General features: G+C 66.8%; 19 protein-coding genes. 7 read left to right on the forward strand and 12 right to left on the reverse strand.

Translation table 11 applies throughout. The annotated features are described in order from the left end of the window. Nucleotides 1–66 precede the first annotated feature (66 nt). The 3 genes from KBY88_RS09000 to KBY88_RS09010 are packed head-to-tail and all read left to right on the forward strand — an operon-like array spanning nucleotide 67 to nucleotide 2,557. A complete protein-coding gene (locus KBY88_RS09000) occupies nucleotides 67–435 on the forward strand; it encodes a lipopolysaccharide assembly protein LapA domain-containing protein (RefSeq protein WP_254939592.1) in 369 nt (122 codons plus the stop codon). Nucleotides 436–461: 26 nt separating this feature from the next. After that, entirely contained in the window at nucleotides 462–1,328 is an 867-nt protein-coding gene (locus KBY88_RS09005) for a segregation/condensation protein A (protein WP_254939593.1), read from the forward strand. Between the two features lie 47 nt (nucleotides 1,329–1,375). After that, nucleotides 1,376–2,557, forward strand: a complete 1,182-nt coding sequence (locus tag KBY88_RS09010) for a nucleotidyltransferase family protein (RefSeq protein WP_254939594.1) — start codon at nucleotides 1,376–1,378, stop codon at nucleotides 2,555–2,557. A 36-nt stretch (nucleotides 2,558–2,593) separates the two neighbouring features. Here the strand turns inward: KBY88_RS09010 and KBY88_RS09015 are convergent, their stop codons facing one another. Further along, nucleotides 2,594–3,496, reverse strand: a complete 903-nt coding sequence (locus KBY88_RS09015) for a methylenetetrahydrofolate reductase (protein WP_254939595.1) — start codon at nucleotides 3,494–3,496, stop codon at nucleotides 2,594–2,596. Between the two features lie 93 nt (nucleotides 3,497–3,589). Here KBY88_RS09015 and pedR point away from each other — a divergent pair, with 93 nt between their 5' ends. Next, on the forward strand, nucleotides 3,590–3,865 hold the full coding sequence (gene pedR / locus KBY88_RS09020) for a photosynthetic electron transport-dependent transcriptional regulator PedR (protein WP_254939596.1): 276 nt from the start codon (nucleotides 3,590–3,592) through the stop codon (nucleotides 3,863–3,865). A gap of 32 nt (nucleotides 3,866–3,897) precedes the next feature. Here the strand turns inward: pedR and KBY88_RS09025 are convergent, their stop codons facing one another. The 10 genes from KBY88_RS09025 to KBY88_RS09070 all read right to left on the reverse strand — a co-directional run bounded on the left by KBY88_RS09025 (nucleotide 3,898) and on the right by KBY88_RS09070 (nucleotide 12,081). Continuing rightward, nucleotides 3,898–4,053 (reverse strand): hypothetical protein, encoded by a 156-nt coding sequence (locus tag KBY88_RS09025; protein WP_254939597.1) that lies wholly within the window; start codon nucleotides 4,051–4,053, stop codon nucleotides 3,898–3,900. A 78-nt stretch (nucleotides 4,054–4,131) separates the two neighbouring features. After that, nucleotides 4,132–4,689 carry a CYTH domain-containing protein gene (locus tag KBY88_RS09030; protein WP_254939598.1) on the reverse strand — a complete coding sequence of 186 codons (558 nt, stop codon included), beginning with the start codon at nucleotides 4,687–4,689 and terminating at the stop codon, nucleotides 4,132–4,134. Continuing rightward, entirely contained in the window at nucleotides 4,689–5,720 is a 1,032-nt protein-coding gene (locus tag KBY88_RS09035) for an NAD(+)/NADH kinase (RefSeq protein WP_254939599.1), read from the reverse strand. Before KBY88_RS09035 ends, KBY88_RS09030 begins: the two co-directional genes overlap by 1 nt. A gap of 48 nt (nucleotides 5,721–5,768) precedes the next feature. Next, nucleotides 5,769–6,098, reverse strand: a complete 330-nt coding sequence (gene nuoK, locus KBY88_RS09040; RefSeq protein ID WP_254939600.1) for an NADH-quinone oxidoreductase subunit NuoK — start codon at nucleotides 6,096–6,098, stop codon at nucleotides 5,769–5,771. After that, the gene (locus KBY88_RS09045) at nucleotides 6,095–6,724 is read right to left on the reverse strand and encodes an NADH-quinone oxidoreductase subunit J (protein WP_254939601.1); all 630 of its coding nucleotides are present in this window, start codon (nucleotides 6,722–6,724) and stop codon (nucleotides 6,095–6,097) included. The genes nuoK and KBY88_RS09045 overlap by 4 nt, the downstream gene beginning before the upstream one ends. Beyond that, on the reverse strand, nucleotides 6,724–7,356 hold the full coding sequence (gene ndhI, locus KBY88_RS09050) for an NAD(P)H-quinone oxidoreductase subunit I (protein ID WP_254939602.1): 633 nt from the start codon (nucleotides 7,354–7,356) through the stop codon (nucleotides 6,724–6,726). The genes KBY88_RS09045 and ndhI overlap by 1 nt, the downstream gene beginning before the upstream one ends. 62 nt (nucleotides 7,357–7,418) lie before the next feature. Further along, complete coding sequence (gene nuoH / locus KBY88_RS09055) at nucleotides 7,419–8,537, reverse strand: NADH-quinone oxidoreductase subunit NuoH (protein ID WP_254939716.1); 1,119 nt, start codon at nucleotides 8,535–8,537, stop codon at nucleotides 7,419–7,421. Between the two features lie 98 nt (nucleotides 8,538–8,635). Beyond that, nucleotides 8,636–9,817 (reverse strand): citrate synthase, encoded by a 1,182-nt coding sequence (locus KBY88_RS09060; RefSeq protein ID WP_254939603.1) that lies wholly within the window; start codon nucleotides 9,815–9,817, stop codon nucleotides 8,636–8,638. Nucleotides 9,818–9,920: 103 nt separating this feature from the next. Beyond that, nucleotides 9,921–10,433, reverse strand: a complete 513-nt coding sequence (locus KBY88_RS09065) for a SixA phosphatase family protein (RefSeq protein ID WP_254939604.1) — start codon at nucleotides 10,431–10,433, stop codon at nucleotides 9,921–9,923. A 4-nt stretch (nucleotides 10,434–10,437) separates the two neighbouring features. After that, nucleotides 10,438–12,081 (reverse strand): DUF3352 domain-containing protein, encoded by a 1,644-nt coding sequence (locus KBY88_RS09070; RefSeq protein WP_254939605.1) that lies wholly within the window; start codon nucleotides 12,079–12,081, stop codon nucleotides 10,438–10,440. A 33-nt stretch (nucleotides 12,082–12,114) separates the two neighbouring features. Here KBY88_RS09070 and KBY88_RS09075 point away from each other — a divergent pair, with 33 nt between their 5' ends. Both KBY88_RS09075 and KBY88_RS09080 read left to right on the forward strand, forming a co-directional pair. Then, a complete protein-coding gene (locus KBY88_RS09075; protein ID WP_254939606.1) occupies nucleotides 12,115–12,507 on the forward strand; it encodes a rhodanese-like domain-containing protein in 393 nt (130 codons plus the stop codon). Nucleotides 12,508–12,628: 121 nt separating this feature from the next. Further along, complete coding sequence (locus tag KBY88_RS09080) at nucleotides 12,629–13,639, forward strand: HrcA family transcriptional regulator (protein WP_254939717.1); 1,011 nt, start codon at nucleotides 12,629–12,631, stop codon at nucleotides 13,637–13,639. A 21-nt stretch (nucleotides 13,640–13,660) separates the two neighbouring features. Here KBY88_RS09080 and trpB read toward each other — a convergent pair whose 3' ends face one another. Next, nucleotides 13,661–14,914: a tryptophan synthase subunit beta gene (trpB, locus tag KBY88_RS09085; RefSeq protein WP_254939607.1), complete on the reverse strand. Its 1,254-nt coding sequence runs from the start codon at nucleotides 14,912–14,914 to the stop codon at nucleotides 13,661–13,663. An 81-nt stretch (nucleotides 14,915–14,995) separates the two neighbouring features. On the opposite strand from trpB, the gene KBY88_RS09090 reads away from it, so the two are divergent. After that, the gene (locus tag KBY88_RS09090; RefSeq protein WP_254939608.1) at nucleotides 14,996–15,781 is read left to right on the forward strand and encodes a proteasome-type protease; all 786 of its coding nucleotides are present in this window, start codon (nucleotides 14,996–14,998) and stop codon (nucleotides 15,779–15,781) included. Nucleotides 15,782–15,869 lie beyond the last annotated feature (88 nt).

The raw sequence follows: 15,869 nt of genomic DNA on the forward strand, positions 1-15,869 counted from the left end.
CCAAGACCCGTCCTTACGCTCCCAGACGCGAATTTCGATGCGCGGCGGCGTCCGGCGAACCCAGCGATGCGACAGCTGAACTTCCTGCTGATCTTCAGCTTCGGCCTGGCGATGGTGATGTTCACCCTCGAGAACACCGAAGCCACCACAGTGCGCTTCCTGCCGGGGATCTACCTCACCCTCCCCTTGGCCGCACTCCTTCTGGTGGTGAGTGGTGTGGGGGCCACGGCCGCCTGGGTGTTCGCCGTCTGGAGTGGGGTGGTCAAGAAGGTGGAGGCCATCACCGACACCGGCGCCTACGAGGCCCAGCAGGTCCGCATCCGTGAGCTCGAAGAGGATGTGCAGCGCTACCGGGCCACGGTGGATGCCCAACTGGGGTTGCTGCCGGCGGCGGGTGAAACCTCTGCGGTGGCTGAGCTCGGGGAAAGCGGGTAGGTTGCGGCCGACGCAAGGGACATCGTTTGGCTGAGGGGGGCGCCAGGCTGGCCATTCGGCTGTTGCAGGACGCCGCTGAACGCGGCGACCTGGACCCCTGGGATGTGGATGTGATTGCCGTCGTCGACGGCTTCCTGGATCAACTGCGCTCGCGCATCGTCGTGCCCCGGTTGGTGGGGGCGCACCCGGGCCGGCGGGGGGGCAGCTATGAGCAGGATCTCGCCGAGACGAGCGAGGCGTTTCTGGCTGCTTCGGTGCTGGTTTCGCTGAAGGCGGAGGTGCTCGAAGCCCAGACCTTCCCCCCCGATCTCCCCCTCGAGGACGCCTTCGCCTTCGACGCGTCGGACGAACATGCCGATGACGTCGTGATCGAGCTGCCTCGGCGCCCTGAGCGGCACCTCTGGCGGCGGCCCGTGGCCCCACCGCCGCTGCAGCGGCCGGTGACCCTGGGGGAATTGATTCGCCAGCTCGAAGACATCGCCGAGCGCCTGGAGCAGGATCAGGGCCGCAGCCGACCCACCTACCGCAGCAAGCGCCTGAGCGATCGGGCCGTGATCGAGCAGGTGGCCGCCCTGGCCCACCGGGAAAAGCTGCCCGAGACCACCGCCGCCCTGAGTCAGTTCCTGCTGCGCTGGCCGGCGGCCCTCGACTGGGTCGGCTTCGACACGCTCGTGGAGGTGTGGATCGCCGAAGCCCCACCGGATCTCGACAGCGATCGGGTAGGGGTGTTCTGGGCCCTGTTGTTCCTCTGCGCCCAGGGCAAGGTGGACCTGTCCCAGGAGGGGGGCCTGTTCGCCCCCTTGACGTTGAAACGCAACTTGGTGGGCAGCGAAAGCGTCCAGCTGCCCTTGGTGCCAGCTCCTTTGCCGGCTCGGCAAGCCCTGGCGGCCTGAACCCTGCACCTAAACTGAATCAACTTCAGCAAGGCAGACGGACGTCGATGAAGGCGATGATCCTGGCCGCCGGCAAAGGAACACGGGTGCGTCCGATCACGCACACCATCCCCAAGCCAATGATCCCCATCCTGCAGAAACCTGTGATGGAGTTTCTGCTGGAGTTGCTCAAGGAGCATGGCTTCACTGAAGTCATGGTGAATGTTTCCCACCTCGCCGAGGAAATCGAAAACTATTTCCGCGACGGCCAACGCTTCGGCGTCGAGATTGCCTACAGCTTCGAGGGCCGCATTGAAGATGGTCAACTTCTCGGCGAAGCCATGGGTTCCGCCGGCGGGATCAAGAAGATCCAGACCTTCCAACCCTTCTTCGACGACACCTTTGTGGTGCTCTGCGGTGATGCCCTGATCGACCTGGACCTCACCGAAGCCGTACGGCGCCATAAGGAGAAGGGAGCCCTCGCGAGCCTGGTCACCAAGCGCGTGCCCCGCGACCAGGTCAGCAGCTATGGCGTGGTGGTCACCGACAACGACGGCCGCGTGCTCACGTTCCAGGAGAAACCCGACATCTCGGATGCCCTGAGCGACACGATCAACACTGGCATCTACATCTTCGAACCTGAGGTTCTCGATCACATCCCCGTCGGCGTGCCCTTCGACATCGGCGCCGATCTTTTCCCCAAGCTGGTCGAGGCCGGGGCACCTTTCTACGCCCTTCCGATGGAATTCGAGTGGGTGGACATCGGCAAAGTTCCTGATTACTGGCAGGCGATTCGCAGCGTGCTCGAAGGACACGTGCGCCAGGTGGAAATTCCAGGCAAGGAGGTGCATCCCGGTGTCTTCACCGGCCTGAATGTGGCCGCCAACTGGGACCGGATTAACGTCAAAGGCCCCGTCTACGTGGGTGGAATGACCAAGATCGAAGATGGAGCCACCATCATCGGGCCCACGATGATTGGTCCCAGTTGTCACATCTGCGAGGGCAGCACGATCGACAACTCGATCATCTTTGAGTACTCCCGTATTGGAGCAGGAGTGCGGCTGGTGGAGAAACTCGTGTTCGGCCGCTATTGCGTTGATCGCAATGGAGATCACTTCGATCTCCAGGAAGCCGCTCTCGATTGGTTGATCACGGATTCCCGCCGCCAGGACCATGGCGCCCCCTCCCCCCAACAGAAGGCCCTCGCCGACTTGCTCGGCACCGACCTCGCCGTGGGCAAGGCGAACTGAGCGATCGTCTCATCCCCGCCCCAGGGCCCACCTGTTTCAGCGCACGACGGCGGGCTCGATGAGCGGCGGGAGGCCCGCCGCCTGGAGAATCGCCGGAATCCGTTCTTCCGCTTTAATCGCCATCAGATGAACCCCTTGGGCGATCGTTCGGTAGGCACGCACCTGCTCGGCGGCGATGGCGATGCCCTCAGCGGCCGGATCGCTGGCGCCCTGCAGCCGATCGATCACATCCTGGGGAATCGAGGCCCCTGGCACCACCCGGTTGATGAATGCGGCGTTGCGGGCCGACTTAAGCAGAAACACCCCCGCCAGCACCGGCAGCCCAAAGGGTCGAGCAATCTGATCGCAAAAACGTTCAAGGGCGCCGGTATCCATCACCATCTGGGTCTGGATGAAGCGGGCGCCGGCAGCCTGCTTGCGCTCCAGTCGGCGCTTGAGGCCACTCCAGCTCCGAGACTGGGGATCGGCAGCTGTGCCAGCAAACAGGGCTGTGGGACCATCGGGCAAGGTGTCCTTCACGGGGTCTTCGCCGCGGTTGAAGGCCGACACCAACTCCAGCAGCCGCACGGCCTCCAGTTCGTTCACGGGGCGGGCGCTGGGCTGGTCTCCGGCGCGAACGGGATCGCCCGTGAGGCAGAGCAGATTGCGGATGCCCAGGGCATGGGCCCCCAGCAGATCGGCCTGAAGCGCAATGCGGTTGCGATCCCGGCAGGTGAGCTGCCAGACAGGCTCGATACCCGCCTCCAGCAGCAACTTGCAGACCGCCAGGCTGCTCATACGCATCACCGCCCGGCTGCCATCGGTGACGTTGATGGCATGCACCAGACCCTTGAGGGAAGCGGCAACCCCCAAGGCGCGGGCCGCATCGCCACCCCTTGGAGGGGTCACCTCCGCCGTGATCGCGAACTGACCGGAGCGGAGGGCCTCTTGTAGCAGCAAGGTTCGAGGCGTCAGCCGGGTGGGTCCCATCATGGGTTAACACAGCCTTTCGGCCTGGGTACAGTGACGTTGTCCAAGGGCTCCTGACCCGTGATGCCTGATCTCGGCGGCCTGCCTGCGGTACGCACCAGCCTGTCGGAACGGGAGCTTGAAATCATTGAGCTGGTGGCCACGGGGCTCACGAATCAGGAAGTGGCCGAAAAGCTCGTGATCAGCAAGCGCACGGTCGACAACCACGTCAGCAACATCTTCACCAAGACCGGCGCCAAGAACCGGGTGGCCCTGCTCAATTGGGCCATGGACAATGGCAAGATCTGCCGTGACGGCTTCAACTGCTGCACCCTGCCCGCCCCCGGCCAGCACCCCTGATCCAGCGCGACAGGAGCGCTAGCCCGCAGAGCTCAGTCCGCCCAGACCCAGTCCCCCCCGTCGTCGCCCAGGGGTTCGAACGTGACAGCGTCGGCTTCGAGCTCGAACAGTTCGACATAGTCCTGGCAGGCATCTCGGTCGCGCCCCACGAAGCGCAGCAGACCCTGGTGGTCGTAGAGGCCGATCACGGCAATCCATCAATGACGTTGGTCCAGGTACAGGGGCGCGTCAAACCCCAAGCCCGTTCCTTTCCCAAAGCCTATGGCCTAGGGAGCAGCCTCCGAGCCCCCCAGATGCTGCAGGATCCATCTGCGCGGCTCCGCCTCCCAGCGCTCGAACGGATGGTGCGCAAGGGCCGCATTGCTGAGCTCCCCAAGGCCGGTGATCTCCCAGGAGCACCAGGGGGGAAGGGGCACCGGCTGATCCGCCCGCTCCAGCTCCACCTCAGCGATCACCAGGGGAGCATTCACCCCCTCGAAGACATCAAGCACCCAGTCGCCACCGCTCAGATCGAGGCTGTAGCGACGCTTGCTCAAGGTCACCGGCGCCAGGTCCAGGAGGGTGGCGGCCTCCTCAGAAGGGATCGGATACTCGAACTCATGGCGGGCCAGGCCTCCGGTGGGCGCCTTCAAGGTGAGCCAGGCCCTGCCGTTGCCGCCATCAGCGCCCTTCCCGGCCTCAGCGGCGGCGCAACGCACCCGCACCGTGAAACCGTCCCGCTCAGCCGCCAGGTAGCCCTGGCGCAGGGCCTGCTCCCCAATCACATGGGGACGCCAGGCCTCCCCCCCAGCGACAAGAAACCGCCGCTCGATCTCCAGCGCCATCAGCCTCCCCACGCTCCATGGGGGCGAGGGGAATCGGGCACCGAAAGGCTGCCAGCCCAGTGCAACTTCTGGGTGAGGGTGCGGTAGTAAGAGGGGCTCTGCTCCAGAACCACCATCAGGGCCTGGTGGCGTGAGCGCCGCACCAGAACGCGCTCACCCGGCACCAGCTCCCCTGCCTGGGCCCCGTCCTTCCAGAGCCGCACCCGCCGGCCCGGCTCCCCCAGGGGGCGAATCACCAGCTGCGCCCGGGGCGGCACCACCACCGTGCGGCTGGAGAGGCTCATCGGACAGATCGGAGTGACCACAATCGCGTCCAGTCCCGGGTGCAGGATCGGTCCCCCGGCGGCCATGACATAGCCGGTGGAGCCAGTGGGGGTGGCGATGATCAGGCCGTCACCGCGGAAGTGGTCGATGACCTCGCCATCGATGGCCAGCTCCAGATCGCAGGTGGGGGAGAGGGTTTCCAGGCTGGGGCGCACGTAGACATCATTCAGGGCGGTGTGGATCCCGGCGCTGGTGATCAGCGGCTCGCCAGAGTCGCTCTCCAGGGAGGCTTCCAACATCATCCTGCGCTCAAGGGCGAAGCGGTCCTCGCGCAGGCGCTGCCAAAGATTGAACTCGCGGTGCTGGGATCGGTCGGCTTCCTGGGGAGGCGAGCCCGGCGCAGCGCTCTTCTGGTCAACCTCGGCGGTTCGATCTGAGCCATCGGGATCCCAGAGGCGGAGCAGCTTGCGGTCGTGGGTGAGGAAGCCAAGGTGACCCCCGACATTGAAACTGAGGATCGGCACCCCCAAGGGCCCCAGGTGACGGGAAGCCCCCAAGACAGTGCCATCGCCCCCCAGCACCACGGCCAGATCGGGCAGACCAGTGCCGGACGCGATCAAGGAAGGATAGGGGTCCAGGTCCTGGCCACTGGCGGCGAGCGCCACAGCAATTCCCTGGCTGCGCAGATCTGCTGCGCAGCGGCGGGACTGGCGTTGCGCCGGAGCGTTGCCGGCACGATGGATGAGCCAGACCGTCTCCAGACGCATACTCAGCCCCTCAAAAGAGACGGTGGGCGGATGAACAAACCGCCAGCCCTACCAGCGCAGCAGGTTGAAGCGTTCCATGTCGACGGTTTCACGGTTGCGGTAGAGGGAGAGCAAAATCGCCAGCCCAACGGCCGCCTCGGCCGCCGCCACGCAGATCACGAAAATCGCGAACACCTGGCCGCGGATCAGCTGACCGTCGAGGTAGCTGGAGAAGGCCATGAGATTGATATTGACGCCGTTGAGCATCAACTCGATGCTCATCAGCACCCGCACGGCATTGCGGCTGTTGATCAGTCCCCAGACGCCGGTGCAGAAGAGCAGCGCCGCCAGCACCAGGTAGGCCTGCAGGGGGATGGTGGTGGGGAGTTCAAGGCTCATGGGGTTTTCTCCAAGAGAGACGATTCCAGGGCGGAGCGATCCAGCAGCAGGGGGATGCGCTCCTTCTCGATCAGACCTTGATCCACCGGCTCACCGGTGATCACATCGCTGACGAGGACATCGCGGCGGGCGAGCACGATCGCGCCGATCATCGACATCAACAGCAGCACCGAGGCCAGCTCAAAGGGCAGCAGGTAGTCGCTGAACAGATGTTCGCCGATGCGCAGGGTGGCCTCATCCCCCAGGGGCTCCGGCCCGGGAAGGGCCCAGGAGGTGGTGAGATCGACGCGCAACAGCAAGGCGAAGAGACCGGCGCAGACCGCGCCGGAGAGCACCCGGCGCAGAGCCAGCCCGGGGATGGCGGCCAGATTTTCCTTCTTGTTCACAAGCATGATCGCGAACAGGATCAGCACGTTCACGGCGCCGACATAGACCAGCACCTGGGCGGCGGCGACGAAGCTGGCGTTGAGCAGCAGGTAGAGGCCGGCCACGGAGAGAAACACCCCTCCAAGCAGGAAGGCTGAATAAACGATGTTGGGCAGCAGAACAACCCCAAGGGCACCCACCACCAGAGTGATCGAGAGGGCGGCAAAGCAGATGAACTGAGCCGTGGAAGCAATGGACATCAGGAGGGCACTCCGGTGTCGGTGGCAGGGGCAGGGGTGGAAGGGGCCGCAGCGGCTTCGTCCGCGAGGATCTGGTCGGGGCGAGCCCCAGCTCGGGGACGGGCGGGATCGACGCCGTGGGGATCGATGACCCCCTTGGGCAAGTAACCAAATTCCCTGAGGGGGATCACCGCCGGATCTTGGGTGACGCTGGTGGGCAGACGACCAAGGGCGACGTTGTCATAGTTGAGGCTATGGCGATCGAAGGCCGCCAGCTCATACTCCTCGGTCATCGAGAGGCAGTTGGTGGGGCAGTATTCGACGCAGTTACCACAGAAGATACACACACCGAAATCGATCGAATAATTTCGGAGTTCCTTCTTCTTGGTCTCTTTGTTTGCGACCCAATCCACCACCGGCAGGTTGATCGGGCAAACCCTCACACACACCTCACAGGCGATGCACTTATCGAATTCAAAGTGGATGCGGCCCCGGTAGCGCTCTGAGGGAATCAGTTTTTCGTAGGGGTACTGAACCGTGATCGGCCGGCGCTTGAGGTGATCAAACGTGACCGAAAGACCATCGGTGATGTACTTCGCGGCACTGACCGCATCCTTGGTGTAGTCACCGACCTGTTTCAGAAAGCCAAACATGAGCCTGGAAGGGGAGGGTGAAGTGCGGAAGGCCTGGACAGCATGATGGCGGGGAGCGGGCCTCAGCCGCCGAAAAAGGCCGGGAAAGCCAACTTCAGGCCGGCGGTGACCAGCAGATTGACCAGGGCGATCGGCAGCAGGAACTTCCAGCCCAGATCGAGGAGCTGGTCGATCCGCACCCGAGGGGTGGTCCAGCGCAGCAGGATGGCGATGAACACCAGCGCGTAGGCCTTGAGCACAGTCATCACGATGCCCACCGAGCCCGTGATCACCTGCACCAGTGGCGCATCCGGGGAGAGGCCCAGGGCCGAGGCGAGCCACTCCACGGGCACCGGGAAACCCCAGCCGCCCAGGTAAAGCACCGACACCAGCAGGGCCGAGAGCACGAGGTTGATGTAACTGCCCAGGTAGAAGAGGGCAAACTTCATGCCGGCGTACTCGGTCTGGTAGCCCGCCACGAGTTCCTCCTCGGCCTCTGGAAGATCGAAGGGCAGGCGCTCGCATTCGGCGAGGGCACAGATCCAGAAGATCAGAAATCCAACCGGCTGACGCCAGATGTTCCAGCTCAAAATCCCCGCACCGTTCTGTTGATCGACGATGTCGACGGTGGAGAGCGAGTTGCTCATCATCACAATCGCAAGCACCGCCAGGGCCAGGGGAATCTCGTAGCTGATCGACTGGGCCGCCGCCCGCAGCCCCCCGAGCAACGAATACTTGTTGTTACTTGAGTAACCGCTCATCAGCAAGCCAATGGGCTGGATGCTGCTCAGGGAGATCCACAGAAAGATCCCGACGCCCACGTTGCTGATCAGGAGGTGCTGGCCGAAGGGCACCACCAGCCAGGAGAGGATCACCGGCACCACCACCAGGATCGGTCCGAGGGTGAAGAGCAGGCCATCGGCCTTGGCAGGAATCACGTCTTCCTTGACCAGGAGCTTGAGTCCATCGGCGATCGGCTGAAGCACGCCCAGGGCCCCGGCGTACTCGGGGCCGATGCGCTGCTGCACCGCCGCCGAAATTTTTCGCTCCAGCCACACGGTGACCAGCACGCCAACGACGGCCGCCACCAGCACCAGCAGCATCGGCAGGGGCAGCCAGAGCAGATGGGCGGCGGCAGGGGTGAAGCCGAAGCCTTCAAGAGCGGCGCTGAAACTGGACTCCAGGTCCAGGCCAGGGCTCACCACACCGGGAGTCACGGCGGCGGAGATCAAAGGGGTGAGGTCTGCGAGGGCAGGAACCATGGGGGCAGCTGCTGTGGAGGCAACTTAGGCGCAAGTGGTCAGGAGTGGGCGGGGCGGGCGCTGATGGGCTCCCAGGCCCGACGGCTGGCACCGGTGTAGATCTGCGTGGGCCGGAAGATGCGGTTGGCCCCCAGCTGCTCCTTCCAGTGGGCCAGCCAACCGGCGGTGCGGGCGATGGCGAAGAGCGGTGTGAACAGGTCTTCCGGGATGCCGAGCTTGCGGTAGACGAGGCCGGAATAGAAATCCACATTGGGATAGATGCCCTTGGGGCCCAGCCGCTCGGCGGCCACCTGCTCCAACTTGCGGGCCAGGTCGTAGAGCGGATCGTGGCCGAACTGATCGAAGAGCTGCTCCGCCAGCTTCTGGAGAATCACGGCGCGGGGATCCTTGACCTTGTACTCGCGGTGGCCGAAACCCATGATCTTCTGCTTCCCGGCGATGGCCCGATCCAGCCAGGCCTCCACCTGGTCTTCGCTGCCGATCTCCTCAAGCATTGTCAGCACATCTTCGTTGGCGCCGCCGTGGAGGGGCCCCGCCAGGGTGCCGACGGCCGAGGCCACCACGGCGTAGGGATCGGTGAGGGTGCTGGCGGTGACGCGGGCGCTGAAGGTGCTGGCGTTAAGGCTGTGCTCGGCGTGGAGAATCAGACAGGCATCAAAAATGCGGGCCGCCAGGGGATCGGGCTCCTGCTCGGTGAGCATGTAAAGGAAGTTGGAGGCATAGGCCAGATCGTCCCGGGGCTGGATCGGATCCTGCCCCTTGCGGATCAGCTGGAAGGCCGCGACCATCGTTGGAATCTTGGCGATCAGCCGGACCACGGCCCCGTAGATGTATTCGGGGTTGTCGAGGGCGCGGCGGGAATAGAACAGACCCAGGGAAGCGGCACTGGCCTGCAAGGCATCCATCGGGTGCCCCCCCGAGGGGAAGCTCTTCATCATGTCCCGGATGCGGAAGCTCACCCGGCGGTGCATCTGCACCTCCCGCTCGAAGGCCCGCAGTTCCTCGGCATTGGGCAACTCGCCCCAGATGAGCAGATGGGTGGTTTCCAGGAAACTGCTGTGGACCGCCAGCTCCTCGAGCGGATAGCCCCGGTAGGTGAGCAGGCCCTGGGTGCCGTCGATGTCACAGATCGCCGATTGGGTGGCGGGCACCCCCTCCAGGCCGGGGCGGAAGACCACTCCATTGCCCGTGGCGGCCTGGGGGGAAGCCTCGACAACCATGGCGGCGCGGTGTGCGGGGGGCCCTGAAACCTAGGACCGAGGGCCCGAGGCTCGCAGTAGCGCTACCGACCGGCGGAGGTGCCTTTCCAACGACCTTGAACGCTCAGAGCCCCAGGCTGCGGGGACTGAGCAGCAACTGAAGGGTGGCCCCCCCGGGGGGCCATGGCGCATCACCCGCTTGGGCCGCTGAGGCCGGGGCATCGACCAGCCCCAGGAGCACCACCCCCGCCTTGCGCAGCCGCAGGCTGCCGGCGGGTGCGTCCAGGAGCCTGGCCGCCAGCTCGCTGAGATCGGGTTCATGGCCCACCAGGGCCAGGCGCCTCCAAGGTCCACGCAACAGCGGTTCTGGGCTACCGCCAGGGGCCAAGGAGGAGCTGATCTCCAGGCGGTCCACCAGGCCCGCCGCCAGCGCCAGTTCGGCGGTCTGACGGGCCCGCACCAGGGGGCTGCTGACCATGTGGTCGCAGCGCAGACCGATCGCCAGCAGCCGCTCCAGCACCAGCCCGCTGCGGCGGCGGCCCTCGGGCGTGAGGGCGCGCGTGGTGTCGTCCAGATCCGAGGTGCGCTCCTGGGCACGGCCATGGCGCAGCAACAGCAGTTCGCGATGGGCCCCCATGGATTCAAGCCAGCTCCAGGCGAGCCTTGAGCCGCAGGCCCCCCGTTTCGGACCTCTCGGGAGTCCCTGCTGAGGCCCCGGCGGCGGCTCCCGGACTCCCCTCCAGGCCCAGGGCCAGACCCTGAACCCGCTCTGTCAATGGGGCGCTGGCGAGGCCGCCCAGCAGCTGCCAGGGTTGCCAGCGGCCCAGCAGAGCCCGGGCGGGCACGGGCGCCAGGGCCCATTGGATCGGCGCCTGGGGTGCCCCAAGAGCCTCCAATTGAGCCAGGCGCGCGCGGGCAGGGGAGTGGCCTTGCCACTGCTCCTGGAGCACCGCAAGGCCCTCACCCCACCAGGCCAACCCCGCCTCGACGCCCCGGGCACCGGCCAGGCTGGCGCGCAACTGATCCGGGTCGCCCTTGATCGGCTTGGCCTGGAGCTGGGTCCAGACGGTCAGGTCGTGGCCATCCACCTCCAGGGGCGCCTCCAGAAAACCGGCGCTGGCCAGAGCGGGCTGGAGGTCGGAGGGGAGGGGCTGATCGGGGGCGGTGCCAATCAACCAGCCCCCGGGCTGGGTGGCCAACAGCAGGGGCCCAGCGGTCTGCTGGGCCAGCAGGGCTGGCAGGGGGCCACCGGCCAGGCTCGCCAGCGCCTGCCTGAGCCCAGAGGCCACCAGGGCGTTGCCACCTGGCGCCTCGCCATCCCCGTTTTCGAGAAGATCAGCCCCATCGGCCAGGAGAAGCAGGCTGGCGGGGTTACCGCGCAGGGCCGTCAGCAGCGGCAGGCCCAAGGTGCCGGCGGCTGGCGCCAGGGAACCCTCGCCCCCCAGGCTGGCCTCGAGCACCACGCCCGAGCCAGAGGGGGCCAGGGAGGCCACCAGACCCTGCGGCGGAGAGACGGACGCCCCGGCGGCGGCCAGGCCCAGATCGAACGGCAGGGCGCCAGGCCGGGCGGTGATCAGGGCGACACCTTGACCCAGATGCTCGATCGCGGCGCGGAACGCGCCGCTGCCCGCCTGGTTGAGGGCCTCGATCTGGGACACGTCCAGGGCCTGCTCCAGCACCATCCGTCCCGAGGCGATCAGCACCAGGTCGTCGTCAATTAGGGCCGTGGCCAGGGGCTGGGGCCGCTGGCCCAGCAGGGCGCCACGGCCGCTGATCAAGCCCATGCCGCGGTAACTGCTGATCTGCAGGTCCGTGCCCGCGAGGCTTCGGGTCTGCCAGAAGCGCTGCAGGAAGCTGCGCGCCCCCTGCGGGTCGCGGCTGGCCAGGGCCAGCACCCAGCCGGGCGGGCTCCCCTCGGACGGGGGCTCCAGCAAGGCCAAGCTGAGGTCGTTCCCCAGCCAACCCGCCAATTCTCCGGGGTAATCGAGGCCGACGGCGGCAAAGGCCCCATCCCGCAGCCGCTCCAGGACGGCCGCCGCCTGGCGGCGCAGGCGGGGGGGCGCCACCGCCCGGGCATAGGCCACCGCCTGGTCGGGGTTGACCTGAAGATGGACGCTCAGGGGAGCGTTGCTGGAAATGAAGCGGGAGGCCAGGGGTACCCGCAGACTGTGGCTCTGGAGCGCCAGGGGGCTCTGCCGCAGCAGCAGCCACCAGCCTCCGGCCGCCAGCGAAAGCAGAAGCAGCGCCACCGCCAGCACAACCGCAAGGAAGGGGCGAAGCTTCACGCAGCGATCACGGCAGAGGCCTCATCTTTGTGCATGAAGGCTCTGTTTGACACCCAGCCAGCGAACAACCCAACCAACCCCATGCCCCAGCCCGCCAACCTCAGCGCCACCGATCTCCACAGCCGCCTGCAGCGGGGGGAGGACCTTCAACTGGTGGATGTGCGCGAGGCCAGGGAACTGGAGCTTGCCGCCCTGCCCCATCCGGTGATCCACCTGGCCCTGGGCCGATCAGGTGAATGGGTGGAGCGGATCGACACCGTGCTCGATCGAAGCAGGCCCGTGGTGGTGCTCTGTCACGCGGGGGTGCGCAGCTGGCAGTTCGGCTCCTGGCTGATGGAGGCCCAGGGCTTCAGCGACGTGTGGAATCTCAACGGCGGCATCGAAGCCTGGAGCGTCGAAGTGGACCCCTCCGTGCCCCGCTACTGAAGGCCCGCTCCGGACCCGCAACCGTTTCTGAACACCAACAGCCGGGGCCCACCAACGCCACCCGAGGTCAGCGCTCCTACGATCCAGGCCATCGCATGATCCGCCCCTGCTGAGCTCCGGCCTGCCGCCGCTGCCGCGCCGCCAACAGGAGGTGCTCCAGGCCACCGTGCGTCACTACGTGGACACCATGGAGCCCGTGGGCAGCCACACCCTGGTGCGCCGCTTCGGCTTGCCCGCGAGCCCAGCCACGGTGCGCTCGGCCATGGGGGCCCTTGAGCAAAAGGGTCTGCTCACCCAGCCCCACACCTCGGCGGGCCGGGTGCCCAGCCAGCAGGGCTACCGCCTCTACGTCGATTGCCTGCTGCCCGCCCCAGGCGCCGCAGCCCTGCAATTGGAGCGGGAGATGGCCAGCCTCAGCCTGCAGTGGGCGGCCCTCGATGATCTGCTGCTGCACCTGGCCCGGCGGCTGGCGGACATGACCGGCCTGCTCAGCCTGATCACCCGCCCCCAGCGCAGCAAACCAAGCCTGCAGGCCCTGCGGCTGGTGCCCAGCGGCGACCGGCTCCTGGTGCTCCTGGTGGAAGGTTCCACCACCGCCACCAGCCTCAATCTGCGCCTGCCCGTGGGGGCCGCCCACGAGGTGTCGGCCCTGGAACGCTGGGCCGCCGGCCAACTCCAGACCCCCGAGGAGCACGAGGGCGACGGCCTCGACTGGAACAGCCTGCCCCCCCAGCTGGAACGCAGCGGCAGCCTGCTGCGCCAGGCCCTCGAGCGCCACCGGCGCGCCCGCGGCAACGATGGCGAGAGCGCCCTGGCCCTGGGCCTCGGGGGGCTGATGGAGCAACCGGAATTCAGCCGCACCGCCAGCCTGAGGCCACTGCTGCAGCTGGTTGAGGAACAGCCCCAGCAGTTGCTCCAGCCGGGGGGCCTCAGCGCCCTGGGGGGCATCTGGATTGGCGCCGAACACCCCCACAAGGCACTGGAGGAATGTGCGGTGGTGCAGGCGAGCTACAGCACCGGTGAAGGCAGCGGCGGCCAGGTGGCCGTGGTCGGTCCGATGCGCATGGCCTACGCCACCGCTCGGGCCGCCGTGCGCACGGTGGCCGCCAGCCTGAGCCGGCTGCTCACCTGAAGGAACCCGGCAAGGTCGTGGTTAAACCGCTGGCCGCAGGTCATCGCCGAGGCGATCGGCCACCGTGTTCACATCCTTGTCGCCCCGGCCGGAGAGGTTGATCACCACCTCGGTGCCAGGAGCCAGAGTTGGGCAGAGGGTTTCCAGCCAGGCCAGGGCGTGAGACGTTTCCAGGGCGGGGATGATCCCCTCCAGGCGGCAGAGCCGTTGCAGGGCGTCGAGGGCCTGCTGATCGGTGACGGCGGCGTACTCCGCCCGGCCGATCTCGCGCAGGTAGCTGTGTTCCGGGCCCACCCCCGGATAATCGAGGCCGGCACTGATCGAGTGGGCCTCCTGTACCTGGCCGTCGGCGTCCTGCAGCAAGAGGCTCATCGCCCCGTGCAACACCCCCACACGGCCCTCGGTGATCGTGGCGGCGTGGCGACCACTGGCCACCCCCTCGCCGGCGGCTTCCACACCGATCAGGCGCACAGCCGTGTCGCCCACGAAGGGGTGGAACAGGCCCATGGCGTTGGAGCCACCACCCACGCAGGCCAGGAGCACATCGGGCAGGCGGCCGAAGGCCTCGCTGCACTGGCGTCTGGCCTCCTCGCCGATCACGGCGTGGAAATCGCGCACCAGCATCGGGTAGGGATGCGGGCCGGCCACCGAACCAAGGATGTAGTGGGTGCTTTCCACGTTGGTGACCCAGTCGCGGATCGCCTCGCTGGTGGCATCCTTCAACGTGGCGGTGCCGGCGGTCACCGGCTGCACCGTGGCCCCGAGCAGGCGCATGCGGAACACATTGAGGGCCTGGCGACGCATGTCCTCGGCGCCCATATAGACGACGCACTCCAGGCCGAAACGCGCGCAGACCGTGGCCGTGGCCACCCCATGCTGGCCGGCGCCCGTTTCGGCAATGATCCGCTTCTTGCCCATGCGCAGGGCCAAGAGGGCCTGGCCCAGGGCGTTGTTGATCTTGTGGGCGCCGGTGTGGTTGAGATCCTCTCGCTTCAGCCAGATCCTCGGCCCACCCTCGGGGCGGCGGTAGTGCTCGCTGAGCCGCTCGGCCTCGTACAACGGTGTCGGCCGGCCCACATAGGTGCGCAACAGGTGATGAAGGCGCCCTGTGAAGGCCGGATCAGCCCAGGCCTCGGCGGCGGCCTCCTCCAGTTCCAGCAGCGCCGGGATCAGCGTTTCCGGCACGTACTGGCCCCCGAAGCGCCCGAAGCGCCCCAGGGCGTTGGGGCGGGCCTGCTGTGACAGTTCCGCCGGCGTGGGTTGAGTGGTGGTCACGGGCCGGGCGCGGTCAAGGCGATCACCCTAGGAAGAGGGGCCCTCTGACTACGATCTTCCTCCCCAGGGCCGCTCGCCTCGATGACCTATTGCGTGGGCCTCTGGCTGGAATCCGGGCTGGTGCTGGCCTCCGATTCCCGCACCAATGCCGGGGTGGACTACATCTCCACCTACCGCAAGCTGCACGTTTTTCAACCCCGCCCCGACCGGCTGTTCGTGCTCCTGGCCGCCGGCAACCTGGCCACCACCCAGGGGGTGCTGAACCGGATCAACCGCGACCTCGGTCGGGCGGCGAAGCAGGGGCACCAACGCGGGAGCGAGGGGGATCAGGCCGATCTGCTCAGCGCCGATTACCTGTTCGAAGCCGCTGCCTACATTGGCCGGCTCAACGTGGCGGAGCAGCGTGAGAACGCCCAGGCCCTTCGCCAGGCCGGGGCCAGCGGCGAGGCCACCTTCATCCTCGGCGGCCAGATCGAAGGCCAGCCCCACGGGCTGTACCTGATCTACCCCCAGGGGAACACGATCATGGCCACCCCCGAAACCCCTTACCTGCAGATCGGCGAGAGCAAGTACGGCAAGCCACCGCTCGATTACGCCGCCCAGAGCACCCTGTCGCTGGAGGACGCGGCGCGGTTGCTGCTGCTCTCCCAGGTGATCACCCGCCGCTCGAACCTGACCGTCGGGCCTCCCTTCGAGCTGGTGCTCTATCCCGCGGGGAGCATGGCCCTCTCCCAGCAACTGAAGCTGGAGCGTGGCGCCCCCGAACTCTCCCAGATCATCAAGGTCTGGACGGAGATCCAGCGGGACGGGCTGCATCGGCTGCCGCGCTTCGCCTGGGAAAGCCCGGCCACAACGGCCCAGGTCTGAGGCGGTGACGGTCGCCGGCCACCGCCTCTCCAAGGGTCGTTGGCCCAGTGCATCGGCAGTGAAGGTTCTGACAAAACCTCTCCAGTCC

The sequence above is a fragment of the Cyanobium sp. Morenito 9A2 genome (assembly GCF_024345575.1).
Classification (GTDB): Bacteria; Cyanobacteriota; Cyanobacteriia; order PCC-6307; family Cyanobiaceae; genus ATX-6F1.